Annotated in this window: 18 protein-coding genes; 9 read left to right on the forward strand and 9 right to left on the reverse strand. The window is 44.6% G+C overall.

Annotation, left to right across the window (positions count from 1 at the left end):
- Positions 1-10: 10 nt before the first annotated feature.
- The 6 genes from U2P89_RS04210 to U2P89_RS04235 form a co-directional block, all read right to left on the reverse strand.
- Positions 11-1,393 (reverse strand): aspartate kinase, encoded by a 1,383-nt coding sequence (locus U2P89_RS04210; protein WP_322190705.1) that lies wholly within the window; start codon positions 1,391-1,393, stop codon positions 11-13.
- 220 nt (positions 1,394-1,613) lie between these two features.
- Positions 1,614-2,195, reverse strand: coding sequence for a Maf-like protein (locus U2P89_RS04215; protein WP_091906777.1), 582 nt, complete (start codon positions 2,193-2,195; stop codon positions 1,614-1,616).
- Between the two features lie 54 nt (positions 2,196-2,249).
- Positions 2,250-2,648, reverse strand: coding sequence for an RNA-binding S4 domain-containing protein (locus tag U2P89_RS04220; protein WP_091906779.1), 399 nt, complete (start codon positions 2,646-2,648; stop codon positions 2,250-2,252).
- An 88-nt stretch (positions 2,649-2,736) separates the two neighbouring features.
- Entirely contained in the window at positions 2,737-3,297 is a 561-nt protein-coding gene (gene pth, locus U2P89_RS04225) for an aminoacyl-tRNA hydrolase (protein ID WP_091906781.1), read from the reverse strand.
- 206 nt (positions 3,298-3,503) lie between these two features.
- Complete coding sequence (locus U2P89_RS04230; protein WP_092026765.1) at positions 3,504-4,082, reverse strand: 50S ribosomal protein L25/general stress protein Ctc; 579 nt, start codon at positions 4,080-4,082, stop codon at positions 3,504-3,506.
- A gap of 136 nt (positions 4,083-4,218) precedes the next feature.
- Positions 4,219-6,123 (reverse strand): beta-N-acetylhexosaminidase, encoded by a 1,905-nt coding sequence (locus U2P89_RS04235; RefSeq protein WP_091906786.1) that lies wholly within the window; start codon positions 6,121-6,123, stop codon positions 4,219-4,221.
- Between the two features lie 382 nt (positions 6,124-6,505).
- Here U2P89_RS04235 and nusB point away from each other — a divergent pair, with 382 nt between their 5' ends.
- From nusB to U2P89_RS04265, 6 genes are all read left to right on the forward strand, one after another.
- Complete coding sequence (gene nusB, locus U2P89_RS04240; protein ID WP_076931779.1) at positions 6,506-7,432, forward strand: transcription antitermination factor NusB; 927 nt, start codon at positions 6,506-6,508, stop codon at positions 7,430-7,432.
- A 17-nt stretch (positions 7,433-7,449) separates the two neighbouring features.
- Entirely contained in the window at positions 7,450-7,773 is a 324-nt protein-coding gene (yajC, locus tag U2P89_RS04245) for a preprotein translocase subunit YajC (RefSeq protein WP_091906788.1), read from the forward strand.
- A gap of 12 nt (positions 7,774-7,785) precedes the next feature.
- Positions 7,786-8,781 (forward strand): CdaR family protein, encoded by a 996-nt coding sequence (locus tag U2P89_RS04250; RefSeq protein WP_091906790.1) that lies wholly within the window; start codon positions 7,786-7,788, stop codon positions 8,779-8,781.
- Positions 8,778-9,362, forward strand: coding sequence for a dephospho-CoA kinase (gene coaE / locus U2P89_RS04255; RefSeq protein ID WP_091906791.1), 585 nt, complete (start codon positions 8,778-8,780; stop codon positions 9,360-9,362). The genes U2P89_RS04250 and coaE overlap by 4 nt, the downstream gene beginning before the upstream one ends.
- 112 nt (positions 9,363-9,474) lie before the next feature.
- A complete protein-coding gene (locus U2P89_RS04260) occupies positions 9,475-9,672 on the forward strand; it encodes a winged helix-turn-helix domain-containing protein (RefSeq protein ID WP_076931783.1) in 198 nt (65 codons plus the stop codon).
- A gap of 217 nt (positions 9,673-9,889) precedes the next feature.
- Positions 9,890-12,718 (forward strand): FAD-binding and (Fe-S)-binding domain-containing protein, encoded by a 2,829-nt coding sequence (locus tag U2P89_RS04265; protein WP_091906793.1) that lies wholly within the window; start codon positions 9,890-9,892, stop codon positions 12,716-12,718.
- Positions 12,719-12,720: 2 nt separating this feature from the next.
- Here U2P89_RS04265 and U2P89_RS04270 read toward each other — a convergent pair whose 3' ends face one another.
- The 3 genes from U2P89_RS04270 to U2P89_RS04280 form a co-directional block, all read right to left on the reverse strand.
- The gene (locus tag U2P89_RS04270; RefSeq protein ID WP_091906795.1) at positions 12,721-13,593 is read right to left on the reverse strand and encodes a YitT family protein; all 873 of its coding nucleotides are present in this window, start codon (positions 13,591-13,593) and stop codon (positions 12,721-12,723) included.
- A complete protein-coding gene (leuS, locus tag U2P89_RS04275; RefSeq protein ID WP_322190706.1) occupies positions 13,594-16,347 on the reverse strand; it encodes a leucine--tRNA ligase in 2,754 nt (917 codons plus the stop codon).
- Positions 16,348-16,773: 426 nt separating this feature from the next.
- Positions 16,774-18,576, reverse strand: a complete 1,803-nt coding sequence (locus tag U2P89_RS04280; protein ID WP_091906799.1) for an AMP-dependent synthetase/ligase — start codon at positions 18,574-18,576, stop codon at positions 16,774-16,776.
- A 201-nt stretch (positions 18,577-18,777) separates the two neighbouring features.
- Between U2P89_RS04280 and U2P89_RS04285 the strand changes: the two genes are divergently transcribed.
- The 3 genes from U2P89_RS04285 (at position 18,778) to U2P89_RS04295 (ending at position 23,107) form a co-directional block, all read left to right on the forward strand.
- Positions 18,778-19,422, forward strand: a complete 645-nt coding sequence (locus tag U2P89_RS04285) for a DUF4294 domain-containing protein (RefSeq protein ID WP_322190707.1) — start codon at positions 18,778-18,780, stop codon at positions 19,420-19,422.
- A 129-nt stretch (positions 19,423-19,551) separates the two neighbouring features.
- Positions 19,552-21,267 carry a SulP family inorganic anion transporter gene (locus tag U2P89_RS04290; protein ID WP_091906801.1) on the forward strand — a complete coding sequence of 572 codons (1,716 nt, stop codon included), beginning with the start codon at positions 19,552-19,554 and terminating at the stop codon, positions 21,265-21,267.
- A complete protein-coding gene (locus tag U2P89_RS04295) occupies positions 21,260-23,107 on the forward strand; it encodes a YgiQ family radical SAM protein (protein WP_322190708.1) in 1,848 nt (615 codons plus the stop codon). Before U2P89_RS04290 ends, U2P89_RS04295 begins: the two co-directional genes overlap by 8 nt.
- The last annotated feature ends 5 nt before the right edge of the window (positions 23,108-23,112 follow it).

A 23,112-nucleotide genomic window follows, 5' to 3' on the forward strand; every position in this document is an offset into this window, starting at 1 on the left:
TAACGTAAGTTCATCGTTTACACAATGCTTCGTTCAGTGCGATCACCGCATCTTCGTATCTCTCTCGTTGTATCACAAACTGCATGTTAACCTGCATCAACGATTGCCCGAAGCTCTCCACATTGATTCCTTTCTCATACAATGCTTTAGTCGCCCTGTAGAGGAAACCGGGAAGTGCTATATTGGAACCCATGGCACAGACAATAGCCATTGGTTCGGCTGTCACCTGATAAAACTGCTCCTGAAGAACTCTCACCAGTTCCCTACTTTTTTCACTATCCCAAACCACCATTGTTATGGAGTTGGCATTGGTCGATTTCAGGATATAGCTGACCCCAAACTTCACAAAATATTGCATAAGATGGCCATCAAACCCCACTTCACCCACCATCATCGGGTCATGGACTTCGATAGCGAGTACTTTGCGTGAGCCTGAAACGATTTCCACACGTGGCTCGGGTGAGACATAATCACGAGATATCAATGTTCCGGGATGGCCTGGTTCAAATGTGTTTTTTATACGAATATTGATACCTGCCAGTTCCAATGGTTTAGCTGCCTTGGGATGAATGGCCTCCATGCCGATGTCGGCCAACTGGTCAGCAATGATATAATTGGTATGTCCTACGGGAATACTATTCTCCACTCCCACAATCTTGGGATCTGCACTTGAGAGATGGTACTCCTTATGAATGACCGCTTCATCGGCCTTCACTTCCACAGCGATCTTACTGAAGGTCACCTCGCTATATCCCCGGTCAAATGCACGCATAATCCCCTCGGTACCTTTGGTGTACCCTGTAGCGATACAAAGTACACTGCTGAAATCTATATCGCTGAATTCCTTATGGATTCGTTCATCAATAGTCAACGATTCATTATCATTAAATCCGCACAGATCCACAAAACGGGCATTTATCCCGTTATTATTAAGAATACTCACAGAGTTCCATCCCGAGTGTGCCTCTCCAATAGATGCCAGAATTTCACGGGCGGCCAGGTGTATCGCTTTAGGATCCACATATCCCGAAGCTAGCACTTTCCCCAGGCTGTACAGCACCGTCTTTGCCTGATCTATCCGAAAACGGATAAAGTCCCGTGCCTCTTTCAGGTCGAGCCCCCAATCTGCAAAACCATCATTAATCAGGAGCAGGCGCTGACAGAATGAATCCAATGCACTGCTATAATCCTCTCCGTTAAGGAATTTATTATAGATCCCCGGCTCACCGGTCTTCTTATGCTCCAATAACCAGTTGGTTACATTATTATAGGCCGAAACCACAAAGATACGGTTATACAACTCATCTCCTTTACGGTCTCCTTTGATAATATTTTGAAGTACATCCTGAAATTGGGACATGGAGGTGCCTCCGATTTTTTCTACTGTCAGCATATATGATATATGATTTGTGAATTGTGAATTAAATAGAGTCAAGAACCGATATACAGGACTTTTGAGTGAAAAACATAAAATTTCTGCTTATCTCACTAGGCGCATTATCGGCGAAGCCATTATCATGCACAGCATCTACCACGCATAGTGCGCTCCTACACGGGACGCAAAGATACATTTTTTTATTTTTCTCATGCTAACCGACAGGAGAAATTTGATTTCAGAATCGTTTTAACTCCCGGTATACTTTAAAAATAGGCAACCCCATCACATTGAAGTAAGACCCTTCGATCCTTTCTACTCCCACATATCCTATCCATTCCTGTACACCGTAAGCACCTGCTTTGTCTGAAGGATTATATTTTTCCACATAATAATCGATCTCCTCGTCTGTCAACTGTCCGAATGTAACATGAGCCGTATCCGAAAAACTGACCTGTTTTTGCTTCGAGGTCAGGGAAACTCCCGTAATCACACGATGTGTTTCTCCGGAGAGTTCTCTAAGCATCTGCTTTGCATCTCTTTTGTCTAGCGGCTTTCCAAGAATACGACCATGCAGCAATACCACTGTATCAGCGGTAATGAGCAGCGCGTCATCTTGCATCATTGAAATATATGCCGATGCTTTTTTCTTTGCAAGGTATTCCGGAATTTCCTCATGTGGGATGTCGTCCGGATACGACTCGTCGATATCCGGTAGAGCCATCACTTCATATTCCACATCAATACCCGAAAGTAATTCTTTCCTCCGTGGTGAGTTAGAAGCAAGGACGAGATGATTTTTATTTGTAAAAATACCCATAAATTAACTGGTTTATCCTATTGTCTCAAACTCCTGTCAACCTGGATAGTTTTTTCAAAAATCAGATTCGTCAAAATCGAAGGAGTCGGTAAACTGCTCCAGGTCACGCCGCTCTTTCTTGGTAGGACGGCCGGTTCCCCTTTGCCTGTCGACAAATCCGCTGATCCGATTCAACTCCAGCAGTTCGTATTGATCGGGAGGGGTCACGTTTTCCATGAACTCGGGCACTTTGGCTGCACCCATGCGTTTGTCGGCCAATGCCAGCACCTTAAATGAAAAAGTAACCGGCGATTTTCGCACTTCAATGATCTCCCCTGCCCTGATATTCCTTGAAGGTTTTACGGCAACGTTACCGATCATCACCCGCCCTTTCTTACAAGCTTCGGAAGCGGCAGTACGTGTCTTAAAGATACGCACTGCCCATAACCATTTATCTATCCTTACTTCATCCATTTCTTTCAGATTAGTAAATTAACAGAACCAAGACTATCATCAGACGGGAGAAAATTCACAGCAGCAAGCCTGCTCGTACAGACAGGATCTATCGGTTATTGTACTGATTCATTGTAATATGAATACCCGCCAGACAAAAGCTGCGGATCATGTCTACTGCCATATCGATCCGTTCGGGCAACAGTCGCTGTTCTTCTTCCGAAAACCGGTCCAACACATAATCAATCTGTCGCCCCTGCGGAAAATTATCTCCGATTCCGAACCTGAGCCGTGGATAATTCTGTCCTATCAGACCCTGGATATGCTTCAATCCGTTATGGCCGGCATCGCTCCCCTTAGATTTCATACGCAATGTTCCAAAGGGCAACGCAAGGTCGTCGACCACCACCAGCAGATTTTGGTTTTCAATCTTTTCCTTCTGCAACCAATAGCGGATAGCATTTCCACTCAAGTTCATAAAAGTAGAAGGTTTGAGCAGGATAAGCGATTTATTTCTAAGCCGCATCTCTGCGACAAAGCCATATCGCCTGTCCTCAAAAACAGTATTGGACGCTTTAGCAAAAGCGTCCAATACCATAAATCCAATATTGTGGCGGGTTTGCTCATAATCGGGTCCGATATTTCCCAATCCCGCAATCAAATATTTCATACGACAATATCAATTTTAAACACTAAGTTTGTATGGAACTCGCATATTGTCATGTTCACTAAAGTTAGTCGTTTTGAGTCGCCTTCGCTCCTCGATTTTCAATTCTACGCTCAACATAGTAAAAACAAGTTTTTCCTCTGTATTCGCTTATCGAAAACGTTTCCGGATGGGAACAGCTCTCATGCTCGTTTCATACCTCTCTCTTTTTACTCAGCCTTTGCTGCTGCCCCTCTTGCAGCACGTGTCAACTGCACACGGCATACGACAGCATTCTTGGCATTCAATATTTCCACATCGTCGAAATTCAACTGCCCAACCTGGATAGATTTACCCAATTCCAGTTTTTCTACGTTCACCACCAATTCTTCGGGCAATTTGGAAGGCAATGCTTTTACTTTCAGTTTACGTGTATCGAGTGACAACTTACCACCAGCTCTCACACCGGCAGCCAGACCAACCAGACGAACAGGAATTTCAATCACTACAGGTGCATTTTCAACCACATGCAGGAAGTCGATATGAAGAATGGTATCTTTTACCGGATGAAATTGTAACTCTTTTACGATGGCTTGTAATTTCTTTTCCCCAAGGTCGAGATTTACCAGAAAGACTTCCGGCGTATAAATCAATTTACGCACGTCGCCCTGCTTCACTACGAAGTTCACATTGCCTTCGCTATGTCCTCCGTATACAACACACGGGATCAGCCCTTCGCTGCGATATGCCCTGGCCGCTTTTTTTCCGAAATCGTCTCTGATCTCGCCTTTCAATTCAAATGTTTTCATTTTTACAATTTGTTTGTGTTACTCAAAATAAAGTGCTTTCTTTATTTCCCATCACACGGGAGCTTTCAAAAAAGCGGCGCAAAGGTAATGATTTTCTTTTTATTAAACAACAGTCCAATATTTTTTAAGAGATTATTTATTTTACTCTTTTCCTGAGTTCCTCTGCGGAAATACTCATCAGTCGCCCGATAGGTTTCCCGTCACGATAGGAAATAATTCTCAGCATATAAGCATCTTTTGGAATCCGTAACGGCTCCTTATAGACCGGATAGAAATTGTCGGGAGTAGAGGCATCGAAACTGGTATAAATATCCAACCCATCGATCTCCGTCGTGAGCGTCACAACAAGCTCCTCCCCTTCTTTTGTTACTGTTACAATAGGATCGTACATCGCCGGGGAATATTTAGTCTGCGCATAATCCAAGCGCGCAAAATGATCTTCCGTCTTGGAGGTGAAACGGGTCCAATCCTTTTTTTCCCTTGGAGACCAGAGCGATTCAGCCACGGCAAATCCACGCGGCCAAACCATATATTCCACCTGACGGATATTATATACCTGTTCAGTCCACAAGTTTGCCTGTCCACCCAATATATACTGTGCATTGGCACCTTCCGGTATAGGGTCGAATTGATAGGTTTGATTCAATCGCAGACTGTTATATACAATTGGCTCAGTAGAACGATCACCCTGCATATAATCGATATATACATAATTAGTCGGACTCATCACTACATAATGTCCCGATTTGGAAGCTTCAATTCCATGTTCAATCCCACGCCAACTCATCAATGCGGTGGTGGGTGTGATACCGCCTTCAAGGATCTCGTCCCAACCCATCATTTTTTTCCCTTTGGAAAGAATGATCTGTTCTACCCGTTTACCGAAATAGGATTGTACGCCGGCCATATCTTCTATTCCTTCACGGGCCATTAACTGTTTGACAGCCGGGCTCTTTTCCCAGAAAGTATAGGGAGCTTCGTCGCCACCGGTATGAATGTACTCAAACGGGAAAAGTTCCGCCACTTCAGTAATCACCTTATCCATGAATTCATAGACGTTTTCATTGGCAGGGCAAAGCGTATTCTCATAAATGGCAGCAGGTCGCCCTCCGGTATTCCAGTCGAGGAAAGGAGCACCCGTACGCACAAAATGGTCGCCACTCTCCGGAAAACAGGCCAATTCGGGATAGGCTGCGAGTATCGCAGAAGCGTGTCCCGGCACGTCTATCTCAGGCATCACCTGGACATTGCGCTCCATAGCATAGTTAATCACCTCTTTAATTTCATCCTGGGTATAAAAACCGCCATAGTTCTTAGCAGCATCGGGATCAGGATCGGAAAGGCTGCCGAACCAGCCTATCTGCTCGGTGCGCCAGGCCCCCACCTCTGTCAGTTTCGGCAGGCTCTTGATCTCAATACGCCAACCTTCGTCATCAGTAAGGTGCCAGTGAAATATATTGTATTTATATTTCACCATGTTATCGATAAATTGCTTCACCTCATCTACCGTGAAAAAATGACGTGAGACATCAAGCATCAATCCCCTCCATTTTACCCGGGGATAATCCACAATCTCCACCACCGGTATCTGCCATGAAATATTCTCCTCTCTTTTATCACTCTCGATCTGGGGAGGTAAAAGCTGGAAAAGCGTCTGCACCCCGTACAACAGGCCGGCAGGCTTATTGGCTTTTAGGACCACTTTCTCAGGTGTAACTTCTAATCGGTATCCTTCGCTGCCAATCTCCTTATCGGCCGTCTTATTCAATAAGATCTGGATATTCGCATTGGCGGCGGAGGTGGTTACCTTCACTTTTTTCCCGGGTGCCGTTGAAAGTTTCTCTTTCAATAATCGACTTATGTAGGCAGTTTCTTTGTCTGCCGGACTTGAAATAATTATTTCATCGGGCAACACATAATGCCCTCCTTTCTTAAGAAGCGAAACAGGTTCGGGGATAATAGAAATATTCCGTTCCTGTTGCTGTGCCATAACCGATATACCGACCAACATAAGTGCAAGTATAAAAATTCTTTTCTTCATATAACTTAGTTTTAATTTCAAATGTAAGACTTCAGATGTAGGATGTAGATCTCCTTGTCTCCCCAGTCCACTTTTATCGTGCGAAGCACACCATCATTTCCCCTCCAGTCTCTCCCACTTTTCCACAATACACGCAAATCTACGAAATTTGTTGAAATAATTCACCGGTCACTGTCCTAATTTCACCCCCATATGCTTACTTTTCGTCCAACAGTGTGTTTAATACCAAAAAAATAGCTACTTTTGCAACTCTAAAACTAAGTTTACTAAAGTTAGACAATTTGAGTCGCCTTCGCTCCTCGATTTTCAATTCTCGCTATGGCATAATACACGCAAGTTTGTATTATGCTCATTTAGCTTAACGAAAACGTTCATTAAAACAATGATTAACAGGAATTTAATTCGTATCAGGGTTGTACAATTGGTTTATGCTTGGTACCAAAATACGAATAGAGATTTGCGTAACGCTGAAAAAGAATTATTGTTCGGCTTACAAAAATCATATGATCTTTATTATTTTCTACTTCTTCTGATGGTAGAGCTCACCGATACGTATCAAAACAGGATTGAGACAAAACGGAATAAATTTTTGCCGACGGAGGAGGATCTGCATCCCAACACCCATCTTATTGACAATAAGTTCATCCTGCAGTTGCGCGAGAACAAACAGTTCCAAAAACAGCTTGCGGAACGTCCTATGTCATGGGAGTCTAACGAGGCATTTATCAAGAGCCTGTTAGACGAGATTTTATCTTCGGAAACTTACAAAGAGTATACGGCGATTGCTTCTCCTTCTTACGAAGAGGACCAGGAGTTCTGGCGGAAAACGTTCAAACAGTTTATCTACGTGAACGAAGAGCTGGATGATATTTTGGAGGATGAGTGCATTTATTGGAATGACGATGTGGAGATCGTACAAACTTTTGTAATGAAGACCATCAAGCGGTTTTCTCCAAAGAATGGCGATAAACAACCTCTGCTGCCAATGTTTAAGGACGAAGAAGATAAGGAGTACGCGTTGAAGTTACTCCATAATTCCATATTGGACGAGAAGGAATATCGCGGACTTATCGAGAAACACACCGAAAAGTGGGACTTCGACCGCATTGCATTCATGGATCTTATCATAATGCAGGTAGCACTTACCGAAATATTTACATTTGAGTCTATTCCAACCAATGTTTCACTAAACGAATATATCGAGATCGCCAAATCATACAGTACACCCAAAAGCGGCACCTTTATCAATGGAATTTTGGATGCGATTGTACAGGAGATAAAAAAAGAAAAGCGTATCTTTAAAAATTAATTATAAACACCTAAACAATAATTTTTATGAATGTTTTATTACAAGCAGCGCCAGGTGGTGCAGGAGGCATGGGCGGTACCCTGTTAATGATGGTTGCCATTTTCGCCGTATTTTATTTCTTTATGATACGTCCGCAACAGAAAAAACAGAAAGAATTGCAGAAAAGCCGCGAAGCAATGAAAGCGGGAGATAAGGTTGTTACTTCAGGGGGTATCCATGGAAGGATCAGAGAGGTAGGCGACACATGGTTTTTAGTGGAAGTAGCTGATGGCGTAAAATTAAAATTTGAAAAGGGTTCAGTATACGCCTCACCGGCCGACGTAGCACAACAGACCAAGTAAACTGCGTTTGTGATGGAAGTAAAAGCTATCATCAAAAAATGGCTCCCTGGGATTAAGGCCTTTTTTTCCACTGTCCAGTGGAAAAATGTACTGGCTTTCCTTTTCTTTCTAGTGCTGGCTTTTATTTTCTGGTTAATGCTCTTCTTTCAGAAAGAAAACGTAGAGGGCACTTACAGGATACCGTTAAAATATACGAACATCCCCGACGATGTGGTGTTTGACAACCCCTTACCTTCCTTTTTAGAGGTAAGTGTAGCCGATAATGGAGCGCAGATCTTTCGTCTCGATATGAGAAAAAGAGATTCACTCGAAATCGATGTTGCCGAAATTACTGAAGGCAACAATACGGTACTTCAGGGTGACCAGTACAGGCAACTTATTAGGAACCAGTTATTTCCCAGCACTACCATAAGGGGTTATTATCCTATGAATATCTCTTTGGCAACCTCTAAGTTACAGAACAAAGAATTGCCTGTAATTTTTGATGGTGAGATTACCACAAGCAGGGCCAATTTAGTGGCAGACAGTGCGACCTTTATACCGGAAGTAGTAATGGCATACGGTTCCCAGCAGTCGCTAGACAAGTTGAAAGGTGCTGTAACCGAATATACCGTATTCAAAAACCTGAAAGCCACTTCGCAACTGCCAGTCAAAATAAACAATGTAGAAGGGGTAAAATTTATACCTTCACAGGTAGATATATATATTCCCATACGTGAATATACAGAACGGACCATCGAGGTTCCCATTACCGCCACCCATATACCGTCAAACCTCGATGTAAAATTTTTCCCGTCACGCGCCAATGTCACTTTCTCTGTCACACTTGATGAGTACAAGAAGATCGTCCCGGAAGATTTCTCCATTAAGCTCGACTACAGGAAGTTTCATTCTAACGAGGATGGGCGTGTGGTACTTGAACTCACCGACGCACCCTCTTCTATTATCAATCCCCGTATTTCTCCCACTTCGGTGGAATTCCTGTTTGAAAGTAAGACTAAGAGATGATAAGGATTGGCATCACAGGAGGAATAGGGAGCGGCAAGTCAGTTGTATCAGAAATTTTTCATCTGCACGGGATTCCTTTGTACAATGCTGATCTGGAAGCAAAAAAACTGAACGATTCATCACCGCATATCCGAGAACAACTGACATTACAAATCGGAGAAGATCTCTATATAGATGACAAGCTCGATAGAAAAAAGTTAGCTTCCATCATTTTTCATGATAGTCGTAAGCTCGCCATTGTCAATTCCATTATCCATCCCGAACTGGCGAGACATTTTACGGCATGGTGCCTGCAACGGGAACATTACCCTATGGTGATTCTCGACGCCGCCCTGCTCATAGAGGCGGGTTTTCACCAATTTGTGGACAAAGTGATCATGGTACAAGCCCCAAAAGAGCTTCGCATTGAAAGGGTCATTCAACGTGACGGGTCGGTACGCAATGAGGTAGAAGCCCGGATGGACAGCCAACTCCCTGAAGAGGAAAAAATAAAATATGCCGATTATGTGATCTGTAATGACAACCGGCATTCACTCATCAGTCAAGTCTCAGACCTGATGAAAAAGGTAACTAAAAATTGACATGAAAACACTACCTGATTGATTATCATCCTGATTTGTTGTTTTTCTGCAAATATAACTGTAACTTTGCTCCGAAATTATTAGGTTATACTATTTTTAAAAATCAAAATGAATGGTTGAACAAATTGGAATCAACGCCGGTAAAGTATGGACAATTCTGGACGAGAATGGCCGGCAGAATGTAAAAGAGATCAAAAAAGCAACGAAATTAACCGACAAAGACCTCTACGCAGCACTGGGATGGCTGGCAAGAGAAGGAAAAGTTGCTTTGGAAGCCGAAGAAAAAGAAGTCTTCGCATCATTGAGCTGACAAGGAAACTCATCGTTTAAATGAAAAAGTGTGTAAAAGCTGTCCGAAACGACAGCTTTTTTTATTCTTTCGTTTGTCGGTTCATAATAAAGAATGACTGCACCATCGCTAAACGTTTTGTAAAAAGTTTTTAATAGGTTTCATATCAATATTTTAGTGCCATATCTTCCAATACATATTTATTGCGTTTTTAAGAATATATACGTAGCTTTGCAGTATGGAAGTTAAACAATTACGCAACCGGCTCTTACAATTACTCCCTCAGGATCAGGTGTTCACTGATGAACTTTCGCGTCTTGTCAAAGGAACTGACGCAGGGCTCTACCGGCTTATCCCCAAAGCGGTGGTAAGGGTGAACTCCGAAGATGAGGTAATCCGCTTATTGGAATTCTGCCGGACAGAAAATATGCCTGTAACATTTAAAGCTGCCGGCACCAGCTTAAGCGGACAGACCATCTCCGACTCCATATTAATGGAAGCAGGGAATGGTTTTGAATTCTCCACCATCACTGATGAGGGAGCTACTGCCACATTCGGCTGCGCACTCACCGGTGCTGCCGCCAACCGTATATTGATGAGATATAAACGTAAGCTGGGACCCAAACCGGCTTCCATCAATTCTGCCAAGATTGGAGGGATCATTGCCAATAACGCGAGTGGATCAAGCTACGGTATCCGGTATAACAGTTATAATACTATCAGGTCGATGCGTATTATTTTTGCCGACGGCTCGTTATTGGATACCGCAGATAAAGAGAGTTGCCGTGCCTTCATTGCCGACCATCCTCAGCTTATTGCAGAAATAGAACAGTTGCACAAAGAGACTGTCAATAACGAAGCTATCCGGGAAAAGATTACATCAAAATTCCAATTGAAAAACACTTGCGGTTACGGGGTGAACTCGCTGATCGATTTCAGCGATCCCATCCAGATTATCCAGCACCTGATGATCGGTTCGGAAGGAACCCTGGGTTTTGTTTCACAGGCCACCTTCGAGACAGTTCACGATGCGCCTCTTAAAGCTACGGCGATGATCTATTTCTCCAACCTTCACGATGTGAGTAATACGATCATTCCGCTGCGGAGTTGCCAGGTAAGCGCTGCCGAGTTGATGGACCGTAACGCGTTACGTGCCGTGGAAGACCAGGAGGGTATGCCCGAAGAGTTGAGGTCATTACCGGAGGGTGCTGCCGCACTGTTAATCGATACCTCAGCCGACGACGAAGGGACTTTATTGGCACAAATGGCTGAGATTGAAGAAAAGCTGGCACATATAGATACGCTTACTCCGATCAGATTCACTACCGACAAACATCTATACAACCTCTACTGGAATGTCCGGAACGGGCTCTTCACTTCGGCAGCCGCTACCCGCCCACCCCGTACAGCCAGTATTATTGAAGATATCGCATTCAGGGCCGAGTCTCTGGGTGATGCACTTACCGACGTTCGCGAATTACTTGTCCGTACCGGTTATGGAAATGCAGTGATGTGGGGACATCTGTTAGACGGGAATGTACACTTCACTGTATTCCCCGACATCAATGTTCCCGAGGAAGTAGAAAAATATGCCGTTTTCATGCAGGAGCTCTGTGAACTGGTCGCAGTGAAACACAATGGCAGCCTCAAGGCGGAACATGGTACCGGCCGGAATATGGCTCCTTTTGTAGAAAAAGAATGGGGTGGAGGAGTCTATGGATTGATGAAACGCATCAAAAAGGCCTTCGATCCAAGAAATATACTCAACCCGGGCGTATTGATCAATGATGACCATGAAATCTTTATCAAGAACCTGAAACGGATTCCGGAAGCCAATCCTATTATTGATAAATGTATCGAGTGTGGTTTTTGTGAGGTGAGCTGCCCGTCAAAGAATCTGACCCTTACCCCCCGGCAACGGATCATCGCTTACCGGCATCTGTCAGAGCAGGCAGTTTCCGGGAATAAGAAAAAAAGCCCGGTACAGGAACAGCTGAGAGATATCTCCTATCCTATGGAAGAGACCTGTGCTACCGACGGATTGTGTGGTATTGCCTGCCCGGTAGGGATCGATACAGGAAAACTTATCAAAGAGTTGCGATGGCAGCAAAACAACAGGCTCGCCAACCGGGTTGCCGACACCATTGCCGATAATATGGCAGGAATGACTTCCCTGTTACGCAGATTGTTACCGATCCCTCATTACATCGGAAAGAGTGTAGGGTACCGGACGATGGAAAGCGTGACAAAAGGGCTTTACCGGTTAGGTGACGGAGCATTCCCGCTATGGACACGCCATACGCCCTCCGGCAGTAAAAAAATCAAACGCAATATTTTCCCTGCTACCAATCCCGATGCACCTATGGTTGTTTATTTCCCTGCATGTATCACCCGTGCCATGGGTGGTCCTTCATCCGGTTATGAAGAGAAGGAAGATATACCTCAAAAAATGCTTTCAGTGCTGAAAAAAGCAGGCTATGCGGTTATTATTCCTGAGGGAAAAGATGACCTGTGTTGCGGAATGGCTTTTAGCAGTAAGGGATTCCGGAAGCAGGCACAAAAAAAGGAGAATGAGTTGAACGAGGCACTATTGAAAGCTAGTCGAAACGGTGAATTGCCCATTGTCTGTGATATGAGTCCCTGCCTGCTGCATATGCGCGAAACACTCGACAAGCGCCTTAGGCTGTATGACCAGGTAGAGTTTATCCACGATTTTTTACTCGACCGGCTGCAATTTACCCTACAACCTATATCTATTGCCATCCATACTACCTGCAGCTCTACGAAGATGCATCTGGAAGAGAAACTTCGTGCAGTGGCGTCACGTTGTGCAGAAAAGGTGATCATCCCCGAAAATATCAACTGTTGTGGTTGGGCGGGCGATAGGGGGTTTTTCTATCCTGAGCTCAACAACTCGGCACTTGCACCACTAAGGCAAGGAATTCGAGATGCCACAGAGGGATACTCCAACAGTCGGACATGTGAGATAGGATTATCAATAAACAGTGGTATTTCCTATAAATCTATGATCTATCTGGTGGATAAGGCGAGTAGTGGAAAGTCCTGAAATTATTTCATCCGGTCAAATCCCTGTCCATAGACGCCCACCACATTGCTTTGTGAGATAAAGGCATTGCCATCGATCTGTTTTACCAGCCGGAAAATGGATGTAGACTCATTTCGCTTGGCCATCACCAAAAGTACCTTTTGTGGCTTTTGGGAGTACCATCCGACGCCATCCAATACGGTACAGCCACGGTGTAACTGGAGATTGATCTGGGTAGCGATCTCTTCATACTTGGTTGAGAAGATAAAGAACTGCACCGATTGTCGAATACCGTTCAGCACCCAATCGACCGAAGTAGCCATCACCGCAATAATAATGATTCCAAATACAATGGTCTCCATACTCTTGAAAATAAGAAAAGAAGAGGCCACAATGACAAGGTCGACAAACAACATTGTGCGGCCGGGGGTAATATTCCTGTACTTATTGATAATAAGCACTACAATATCAGTTCCACCAGTACTACCGTTGACCGACATTACCAACCCTACTCCCGAACCCGCCACGATGGAGCCGATCAGTCCTGCCATAAGCGGCTCGTCCATCATAATCGGTTGCCATTGAAAACTCTCGAACATACCCAGGAAAAAGGACAGTAATGAAACTCCCACGATAGTTTTTACCAGAAACTGCCATCCCAGCACCTTAAAGGCTACCAATAACAGCACGGCATTCATTACAAATACCATCAACGACACAGGTAACCCGAAAGCATAATTTAAAAGCAAAGCGGCTCCTGCAAGTCCACCCATCACAAAATGGTGCGGCATAATGAACTGGGTAACACCCAATGCATACATGAAAGTACCCAGGACGATGACCAGGTAGTCTTTCCAGTAAAACCTCTTCAGGCTGAATTCAGGTAATTTTCCCATTTATATCACCACATTCACGATTTTCTTTGGTACAATAATTATTTTTTTCGGGCTTTTGCCTTCTATCCATTTTTGGGAATTGGGATGGTCAAGCACTGCTTTTTCGATCTCTTCGTTGGTTGCATCTGTCGGGAATTCCAATACAAACCGTGATTTCCCGTTAAAAGAGATCGCATAAGGGAAGGCATCCTCCTTGAGGAACTCTTCGTTCCACACCGGCCATTCCGCATCACATACCGTTGTGTTGTTACCCAACGTGTGCCAGAGCTCTTCTGCCATATGTGGAGCAAAAGGAGCAAGGCAAACAACCAGATCGCCCAGGATCGCTCTTTTGGAGCATTTCAATGAGGTGAGTTCATTCGCACAAATCATAAAGGCGGAAACCGACGTATTAAAAGAAAAATGTTCGATATCGAACGACACCTTTTTAATCAGTTTATGCAGCGCCTTTAACTCCTCTCTCGTCGGCTCGTCGTCAGTCACTGATAAATTGCCCTCTTTATAAAAGAGATTCCATACCCTGCGGAGGAAGCGGTGTACACCATCAATTCCGTTAGTATCCCACGGTTTGGATTGCTCAAGCGGCCCAAGGAACATCTCATAAAGACGGAGCGTATCGGCACCATACTTCTCCACTATATCATCGGGATTGACCACGTTGAACATCGATTTCGACATTTTCTCAATAGCCCATCCACAGATATATTTTCCATCCTCCAGGATAAATTCCGCCGTCTTGTACTCGGGGTTCCAGTTCCTGAATGCTTCTATATCGAGGATATCGTTGTGCACGATGTTAACATCCACATGAATAGGTGTCACATCATACTGCTCTTTCAGATTCAGCGACACAAATGTATTGGATCCTTTTATCCGGTATACGAAATTGCTCCTTCCCTGGATCATCCCCTGGTTCACCAGCTTTTTAAAGGGTTCCTCCTCGCAGGAGACACCCAGGTCAAACAGGAATTTATTCCAGAAACGGCTATAGACAAGGTGTCCGGTAGCATGCTCCGTCCCCCCTATATAAAGGTCTACATTGCGCCAGTAGCTGCCGGCATCTTCCGATACCAATGCATTGTCGTTCTGCGGATCCATATAGCGCAGGTAATAGGCCGACGATCCCGCAAATCCGGGCATCGTATTCAATTCCAGCGGATAGCCCTCTTTGGTATACCAGTTTGCAGCACGTCCCAACGGAGGTTCACCTGTTTCAGTAGGGAGGTATTTATCCACTTCCGGAAGTTCCAGCGGCAATTCGCTTTCATCAAGAGTGTAGGGCATTCCGTCCTTGTAATAGACAGGGAAAGGTTCACCCCAGTAGCGTTGTCTGGAGAAAATAGCATCCCTGAGTCGGAAATTGATCTTCCTATAACCCAGTCCTCGTTTCTCTACCTCATCAATGGCTGCGGGGATAGCTTCCTTTACGGTCATTCCATTCAGGAAATCTGAGTTTATCATGATCCCCTCTTTGGCATCGAAACTCTCTTCCGACACATCACATCCCTCGACCAGGGGGATGACAGGCAGGTTGAAATGCCTGGCAAAGGTATAGTCACGGCTGTCATGCGCCGGTACTGCCATAATGGCTCCGGTCCCATATCCCGCCAGCACATAATCCGAAATCCATATCTGAAGTTGTTCTCCCGTAAAGGGATGTATGGCATACGACCCGGAAAATACGCCACTGACCGATTTGTCGGCAATACGTTCCCGTTCGGTTTTTTTCTTGGTTTTGATGATATATTCCTCTACCGCTTCACGCTGTCCATCGGTAGTCAGCTCGCCCACCAGTTCACTTTCGGGCGCAAGCACCATAAATGTCACGCCGAAGATGGTATCAGCACGGGTGGTGAAAATATCGAAAGTGCTACCCCGGGAGGTCTTAAAATGCATCACAGCCCCTTCACTGCGTCCTATCCAGTTCCGCTGTGTTTCTTTCAAAGAGTCGGTCCAGTCTACTTTATCCAATCCATCGAGCAAGCGTTGCGCATAAGCAGATACCCGCAGGCACCACTGCCGCATTTTCTTCTGTTCCACAGGATAACCTCCGCGAATAGAAAGGCCTTCACTTACCTCGTCATTGGCGAGTACCGTTCCCAACTCCGGACACCAGTTTACCATGGTATCTCCCAGATAGGCGATACGGTAGTTCATCAATATCTCTTGTTGCTCTTTTTCTGATTTGGCATTCCACTCTTCGGCAGAAAACTCCATCGGTTCATTACAGGCAAGGTCGAGACCGGCAGTTCCCTGTTGTGAGAAGACCTCTGTCAGTTCGGCAATGGGGCGGGCTTGTTGTGCCTGATTACAATAGTAGGAATGGAACATACGGATGAATGCCCATTGGGTCCACTTATAATAGGCAGGATCACAGGTACGTACTTCACGGCTCCAGTCGTAAGAGAACCCTATTTTGTCCAGTTGCTCACGGTAACGTCTGATATTGTTTTCAGTAGTAATGGCCGGATGTTGTCCGGTTTGAATGGCATACTGCTCGGCCGGCAAACCATAGGCATCATATCCCATGGGATGCAACACATTGAATCCCTGTAGTCTCTTATATCTTGAAAAGATATCCGATGCGATATATCCCAGTGGATGCCCTACATGCAACCCTGCTCCTGAAGGGTACGGGAACATATCAAGCACATAAAACTTGGGTTTCGACCGGTCTTCGCTCACTTTATACGTGTGATGATCAATCCAGTACTGCTGCCAACGAGTTTCTATCTCTCTGAAATTGTAATCCATTCTTTTACACTTTAAAAACGGTGCAAAGATAGTGAAAGCCGAGAGAAGAGCCAAACTTGTTTGAATTATTCCGTTAAGAGAGAGCAGAACGAGTTTACTTGTTTTGCCGAACGCAGGAATAATCTAATTTATTGAACTTTTCCGAGGTGCATCCTGTATTATGAAAAGATAATGATTTAATGTGCTAATCCCGACAAGTCGGGACAGGTAGTGATGATTTGTTGATGTGATGATTAATGTGAATAATATGCCAAACAACGTTCAACGGAGCGAAACGCAGTTAATATGTCAATGAGATTAATATGCCAATCCCGATAAATCGGGACGGGTAACGCCAATGATAGTGGCTTCGCCGATAATATGCTCCATACGATAATGCCTTCACCGATAATTGGTAATTAGTAATTAGTCATTGGTAATTTTTAACTAAACATACAGGTTATCAATCACATCTGCATACCTCTCCAGGATTACTTTTCGGCGAAGTTTAAGGGTATTGGTCAACTCACCGGTTTCCATCCGGAATGGCTCGGATAGTAGAGCGAAGCGTTTAATTTTCTCATAGGAAGTGAATTGTGCCTGCAGCAGTTCGATGCGGCCGAAAATAAAAGCGTGGATATCAGGATTGTTCACCAACCCTTCCATCGAATCGAACGCAATACCCTGTTGGTTGGCATAGGCTTTGAGGGCTTCATAGTTAGGAACGATCAACGCGCTTACAAATTTGCGCTCGTCTCCAATCACCGCTACCTGATCAATATATTTATCCTCCCCTATACGCGTTTCGATCATTTGCGGTGCAATATATTTTCCATTGGAAGTTTTGTAGAGGTCCTTAATCCGATCGGTGAGAATAATCTCATTATTTTCCGTAAGGGAACCGGCGTCTCCTGTCCTGAAATAGCCATCCCCGGTAAAAGCAGCCTTCGTTGCCTCCGGTTTATTATAATACCCACACGTCACTGTTGCCCCCTTTACCAATATCTCATTGTTCTCCCCGATCTTCACATCCACATCAGGCATTACTTTTCCCACGGTACCGATACGGAATCCCCTTGCAGGAAAACAACTCACTGTGGCGGTAGTTTCTGTAAGGCCGTAACCATATATCAGGTGCACATCTATCGACTGCATGAATTCGTTAATGGTATCCGACAAAGGAGCCCCTGCTACAGGAAAGAAATTTCCACGGTCAATACCCACTACCCGTTTTACCAGATAAAAAACGGTATGCCTGTAGAGAAAGAATTTTATCCTGTTACCTATCGGAGGCCTCTTCCCTTCGTTTATAAATTCCAAATTATGACGGCGGCCTGTTTTCACGGCATCTGTAAACAGCCATTTCATAACTCCCGAAGCGCTGTCCATTTTCTCTTTCACACCATCATATACCTTTTCCCAGAAACGGGGGACATTGCTCATCAATGTGGGACGCACCTGTTTAATGGTTTCCCTGATTTCCCCCGGCTCCTTGTTCACTGCCACAGTTATTCCTTTGTATAGACAGTAATAACTCCAGGCCTTTTCAAAGATATGGGTAAGAGGAAGAAAACACATGGAAAGATCTTTTTCCGACAAATCGGTAAGCCGGATATCATGTATCCTGAATATCTCAGAGAAATTGGCATGTGTCAGCATCACTCCTTTCGGCTCACCGGTAGTCCCTGAAGTATAGATAATAGTGGCCAGGTCGTTATTATCCAGTTGCTTCAACCTGGCATTCACCAATGCCAACGACTCGGAATTATCCCCGGTAGTAATGAAATCATCAAAATAGACCGACGTCTTGTCGTCAGGTTTCAAAACGACATTCCTATCGAAGACAATCAGCTTTTCAAGCAAATTATTCTCTTGTTGAACCTTATATGCATTATTATATTGGAACTGCTCACCCACAAAAAGTAGTTTTATCCGGGCATCATTCACAATATAACTTACCTGCATCGGCGAAGAAGTCGCATACATCGGTACCATCACCGCCTTGTTGGCATATACTGCAAAATCGGTGATCAGATATTTTCCCATATTCTGGGAATATATCCCGATATTATCTCCCGGTTCCACTGCCATTTCCGCCAGGGCTTGGGCAGCTTTCATGATCTTATCCGATAGATCGTTCCATGACAAATGCAACCACTCGCCAGCCGGCCCCTGATACATGACCGCTGTTTTTTTACCATATTTTTGTGCCTGCCTGTGAACAAGTCCGCCTAAATGAGAATATGCCATTGCCTTCTGTTTAATTCAGTCAAAAATACACTTTTTTCCCGATTATGCCTCAAAATAATGTGCTTTTTTTATAGTTTTGCCCTGTTTTATTCTCTGTTGGTTCAATTTTACTTAACAATCTAAAAACTCGAAGATTAATTAACTACACTTAACGAGTTTTTTTGACAGAAAATAAAAGTGACCCATTATCTTTGCATCGTTATGGAAAGACTTAGCATTATATTCCTTACACTATTGACAACTCTTTTATCCCCCGGGATAAAAGCACAGGGGTATTATGCAGCTAATATAAGCCCCAATTCAGGCACACCGGCATCTACTATTTTTTTAATGCCGAATGTGTATCCTGCCGTGGTATTGGAAGGTGACACCGTCGCCTGTATGTGGTTGAAGGATTTTATTAAGTATTCTCCGCTTACCTTCCGCAACACCAAAGATCAGATAGCCTATACCAGGCTGGTTCGTGATGTAAAGAAAACACTCCCTTACGCCAAGGAGATTGCTGCCATCATCCTGGAAACATATGAATATATGGAGACGCTTCCCAACGACAAAGAAAGGCAAAAGCACCTCAATCGGATGGAGAAATACCTTATGGATCAATATACCCCAAAAATGAAAAAACTTACCCGGTCGCAGGGACAACTATTAATGAAATTAGTTGACCGGGAAACCAACTCCTCCTCCTATCACATTATCGACGCCTTTATGGGTAGTTTTAAAGCGTGGTCCTACAACCTGTTTGCCGGAATGTTCGGTAATAGCCTCAAGACCAGGTACAACCCCTTTGGAGAAGACCGTGTAACAGAGCGTGTCTGCGTCCTTGTGGAACAGGGAGCGGTGTAGAATGTATTGATATTCAGGCGAAACCAAATTACCACCTCCTGTCCTGACAAATCGGGATTAATTTGTTACCTTTGTACTGTCATTTTTCCGGGCACTTAGGCACCCGGGTACATTATTCACGTTATTTTCATGAGGATAAATTTCTTGCAGGATTTTCAACCTGTACTTTTTCAATCATTAAAAACCTATAACAAAGAGAAATTCTTTGCCGACCTGATGTCAGGATTAATTGTGGGAGTGGTAGCATTGCCACTGGCCATTGCTTTTGGGATTGCATCAGGAGTTGCGCCGGAGAAGGGGATCTATACAGCCATAATCGCCGGATTCATCATTTCATTCCTGGGTGGCAGTAAAGTTCAGATCGGTGGTCCTACCGGCGCCTTTATCGTAATTGTCTATGGTATTGTAGAGCAATACGGAGTGCAAGGCCTTGCCATTGCGACCGTACTGGCCGGCATAATGCTTTTGGCAATGGGTTTCCTGAAACTGGGAGCAGTCATCAAATTTATCCCCTATCCCATTGTTATCGGCTTCACAAGTGGTATCGCCCTGACCATCTTCTCCACACAGATAAAAGATTTTTTCGGACTTACCACTCCAGCATTGCCGTCCGGCTTCATTGAAAAATGGGGTGTCTACCTCCAGCATTTCGGCTCGATCAATTGGTGGGCTGCACTCATCGCTATGATAAGCGTAGTCATTATCATATTCACCCCAAAAATATCAAGAAAGGTGCCGGGCTCACTGGTAGCACTTGTCGTAATGACTTTGGCGGCTTACCTGATGAAAACCTACGGAGGCATTACAACCATAGAGACTATTGGCGACAGGTTTATCATCAACAACCAGTTGCCTGATATGGAACAAATACCGCTAAGCCTCGAAAGCATCCGTTTGCTGTCCCCTGCCGCATTTACCATTGCCATGCTGGGAGCTATCGAATCACTATTATCGGCTACGGTAGCGGATGGAGCAACCGGACACAAGCACAATTCGAATATGGAACTGGTGGCACAGGGTGCTGCCAATATCATCACCCCATTTTTTGGAGGTATCCCGGCTACCGGAGCCATTGCACGCACAATGACCAACATCAACAATGGCGGAAGGACACCTGTCGCGGGAATTATCCACGCCGTGGTACTCCTGTTGATAGTCCTGTTCCTGGGTGATCTTACCCGGCATATCCCCATGGCTTGCCTTGCAGGGGTATTGGTGGTTGTAGCATATAACATGAGTGAGTGGCGTACATTCGTATTACTCACCAGACAGTCGAAATCGACTATGGGTATTCTGATGACCACCTTTTTGCTTACTGTTATTTTCGATCTGACCATCGCCATAGGAGTCGGTTTGATGCTTGCGATTTTCGGCTTTCTCAAGAGAATGAATGAAAGTATCCAGATATCCCGTACTACCGGAAGTATTGATCTGGCAAAAGAGATGGAATCCCAATCTGCCGACACTCAGGAAGAAGTACTTCATCTGCCCGATGGTGTGGAAGTCTATGAAATTGAAGGGCCTTTCTTTTTTGGAGTAGCCAGTAAATTCGATGAGATAACACGGGAATTGGGGGATCATCCACGTATTCGGATTATCCGTATGCGAATGGTGCCTTTCATCGACTCAACCGGATTGAACAACCTCGAAATGTTGTGTAGACGGTCAAAGAAAGAGAAGATACAAATCATTCTTTCAGGAGTAAAAGAGAACGTACGCGAAAGTATCGAAAAGTCAGATATTCCACAGATCATCGGGAGTGAGAATATCTGTTCCAATATCCACCTGGCAGTAGAGAGAGCGGTATTACTGGATGCAGGGCAAAAACAGGCTAACGATGGTTGATCCGATTAACAACCGATCCTACCAACCCACAGACTGGTTACCTACCACTAAAAAAGAATTGGATCTTCGTGGATGGGATACCCTGGATGTGATCCTTTTCTCCGGTGATGCCTATATCGATCACCCCTCTTTTGGCACAGCAGTAATTGGCCGCCTGCTCGAAAGCCAGGGCTTACGTGTGGCGATTGTACCACAACCCAACTGGCGGGACGATTTACGTGATTTCAAGAAACTGGGTACTCCCCGCCTCTTCTTTGCAGTGACCGCCGGCGTAATGGATTCAATGATCAATCATTACACAGCCAATAAAAGGCTCCGATCACAGGATGCTTACACCCCTGACGGCCGGGCCGATATGCGCCCCGACAGGGCAGTAACTGTCTATTCCCGCATCCTGAAAGAACTCTATCCTGACATACCGGTCGTAATCGGCGGAGTGGAAGCTTCACTGCGCCGGGTCACCCATTACGATTATTGGGATGATAAACTCCACAAAAGCATCCTGGCAGATGCAAAAGCCGACCTGCTGATATACGGAATGGGGGAACTCCCCCTGAAACAACTGATACGTGAGATCCACAGCGGAAAATCCATCCAGAAGATCAATGATATTCCGCAAACCGCCTTTCTATGCACTGAAGCTCCAGAAAATCCGTTCAATGAAGAAATCTCCCTTTTTTCGCATGAGGAGTGTGCGAAAGATAAATTGAAACAGGCTAAAAATTTCCGTGTGGTAGAGGAACAATCCAACCGGCTCCGTGCTGCACGCATTCTTCAAAAGGTAGATGGTAGAACGCTTGTCGTCAATCCCCCCTATCCCCCGATGGGAGAGGAAGAGATTGACGCCTCGTTCGACCTTCCTTATACCCGGTTACCCCATCCAAAATACAAGGGCAAGCATATCCCGGCTTATGAGATGATCAAATTCTCGGTCAATCTCCATAGAGGATGTTTCGGGGGATGTGCTTTCTGCACTATCTCTGCACACCAGGGGAAATTCATTGCTTCACGCTCCAAACAATCTATTTTGGATGAAGTGGAGAAAATCACCCAGATGCCCGACTTCAAAGGATATATCAGTGATCTGGGAGGCCCCTCTGCTAATATGTACCGGATGCAAGGGAAGGATCTCTCTATTTGCGAAAAGTGTAAAAAACCCTCCTGCATCTTCCCGAAGGTCTGTTTTAACCTGAATACCGATCATTCCGACCTGATAGAGATATACAGGGCGGTGGATGCATTGCCGGGAATAAAGAAATCATTTATCGGAAGCGGCATCCGCTACGATATACTGTTGCAGGAGAGCAACGATGAGAAAACCACTGAATCGCACCGGATATACCTCGGCGAACTGATCAGGAATCATGTCTCAGGCAGATTGAAAGTGGCTCCCGAACACACATCGGATGATACCCTGAAAATAATGCGGAAACCTTCTTTCGGTTATTTCGACCGGTTCAAACAAATCTTCGATGAAGTGAATAAAAAACATTCACTGAATCAACAATTGATTCCTTACTTCATCTCATCACATCCGGGATGCAGAGAGGAAGATATGGCCGAACTGGCCGTTATCACAAAGAAACTGAACTTCAAGCTGGAACAGATACAGGACTTCACTCCTTCTCCCATGACACTGGCTACCGAAATCTATTACACCGGTTATCATCCTTATACATTGCAACCAGTATATACGGCTAAAACCAAAGAGGAAAAAAATGAGCAACGTCAATTTTTCTTTTGGTATGATCCTAAACAGAGACAATCGGTAATCAAAAGACTTAAACGCATAGGCAGACCCGACCTGATCAAAAAACTTTATTCAAAAGATATTCTATAAAGAAA

This window comes from Proteiniphilum sp. (assembly GCF_034331125.1).
In the GTDB taxonomy this organism is placed as follows: Bacteria; Bacteroidota; Bacteroidia; order Bacteroidales; family Dysgonomonadaceae; genus Proteiniphilum; species Proteiniphilum saccharofermentans.

What these genes read in the sequence shown, in the direction of transcription:
- U2P89_RS04210 (WP_322190705.1), bottom strand. Translation starts at nt 1,393, where the DNA reads ATGCTGACAGTAGAAAAAATCGGAGGCACCTCCATGTCCCAATTTCAG.
- U2P89_RS04215 (WP_091906777.1), bottom strand. Translation starts at nt 2,195, where the DNA reads ATGGGTATTTTTACAAATAAAAATCATCTCGTCCTTGCTTCTAACTCA.
- U2P89_RS04220 (WP_091906779.1), bottom strand. Translation starts at nt 2,648, where the DNA reads ATGGATGAAGTAAGGATAGATAAATGGTTATGGGCAGTGCGTATCTTT.
- pth (WP_091906781.1), bottom strand. Translation starts at nt 3,297, where the DNA reads ATGAAATATTTGATTGCGGGATTGGGAAATATCGGACCCGATTATGAG.
- U2P89_RS04230 (WP_092026765.1), bottom strand. Translation starts at nt 4,082, where the DNA reads ATGAAAACATTTGAATTGAAAGGCGAGATCAGAGACGATTTCGGAAAA.
- U2P89_RS04235 (WP_091906786.1), bottom strand. Translation starts at nt 6,123, where the DNA reads ATGAAGAAAAGAATTTTTATACTTGCACTTATGTTGGTCGGTATATCG.
- nusB (WP_076931779.1), top strand. Translation starts at nt 6,506, where the DNA reads ATGATTAACAGGAATTTAATTCGTATCAGGGTTGTACAATTGGTTTAT.
- U2P89_RS04250 (WP_091906790.1), top strand. Translation starts at nt 7,786, where the DNA reads ATGGAAGTAAAAGCTATCATCAAAAAATGGCTCCCTGGGATTAAGGCC.
- coaE (WP_091906791.1), top strand. Translation starts at nt 8,778, where the DNA reads ATGATAAGGATTGGCATCACAGGAGGAATAGGGAGCGGCAAGTCAGTT.
- U2P89_RS04260 (WP_076931783.1), top strand. Translation starts at nt 9,475, where the DNA reads ATGGTTGAACAAATTGGAATCAACGCCGGTAAAGTATGGACAATTCTG.
- U2P89_RS04265 (WP_091906793.1), top strand. Translation starts at nt 9,890, where the DNA reads ATGGAAGTTAAACAATTACGCAACCGGCTCTTACAATTACTCCCTCAG.
- U2P89_RS04270 (WP_091906795.1), bottom strand. Translation starts at nt 13,593, where the DNA reads ATGGGAAAATTACCTGAATTCAGCCTGAAGAGGTTTTACTGGAAAGAC.
- leuS (WP_322190706.1), bottom strand. Translation starts at nt 16,347, where the DNA reads ATGGATTACAATTTCAGAGAGATAGAAACTCGTTGGCAGCAGTACTGG.
- U2P89_RS04280 (WP_091906799.1), bottom strand. Translation starts at nt 18,576, where the DNA reads ATGGCATATTCTCATTTAGGCGGACTTGTTCACAGGCAGGCACAAAAA.
- U2P89_RS04285 (WP_322190707.1), top strand. Translation starts at nt 18,778, where the DNA reads ATGGAAAGACTTAGCATTATATTCCTTACACTATTGACAACTCTTTTA.
- U2P89_RS04290 (WP_091906801.1), top strand. Translation starts at nt 19,552, where the DNA reads ATGAGGATAAATTTCTTGCAGGATTTTCAACCTGTACTTTTTCAATCA.
- U2P89_RS04295 (WP_322190708.1), top strand. Translation starts at nt 21,260, where the DNA reads ATGGTTGATCCGATTAACAACCGATCCTACCAACCCACAGACTGGTTA.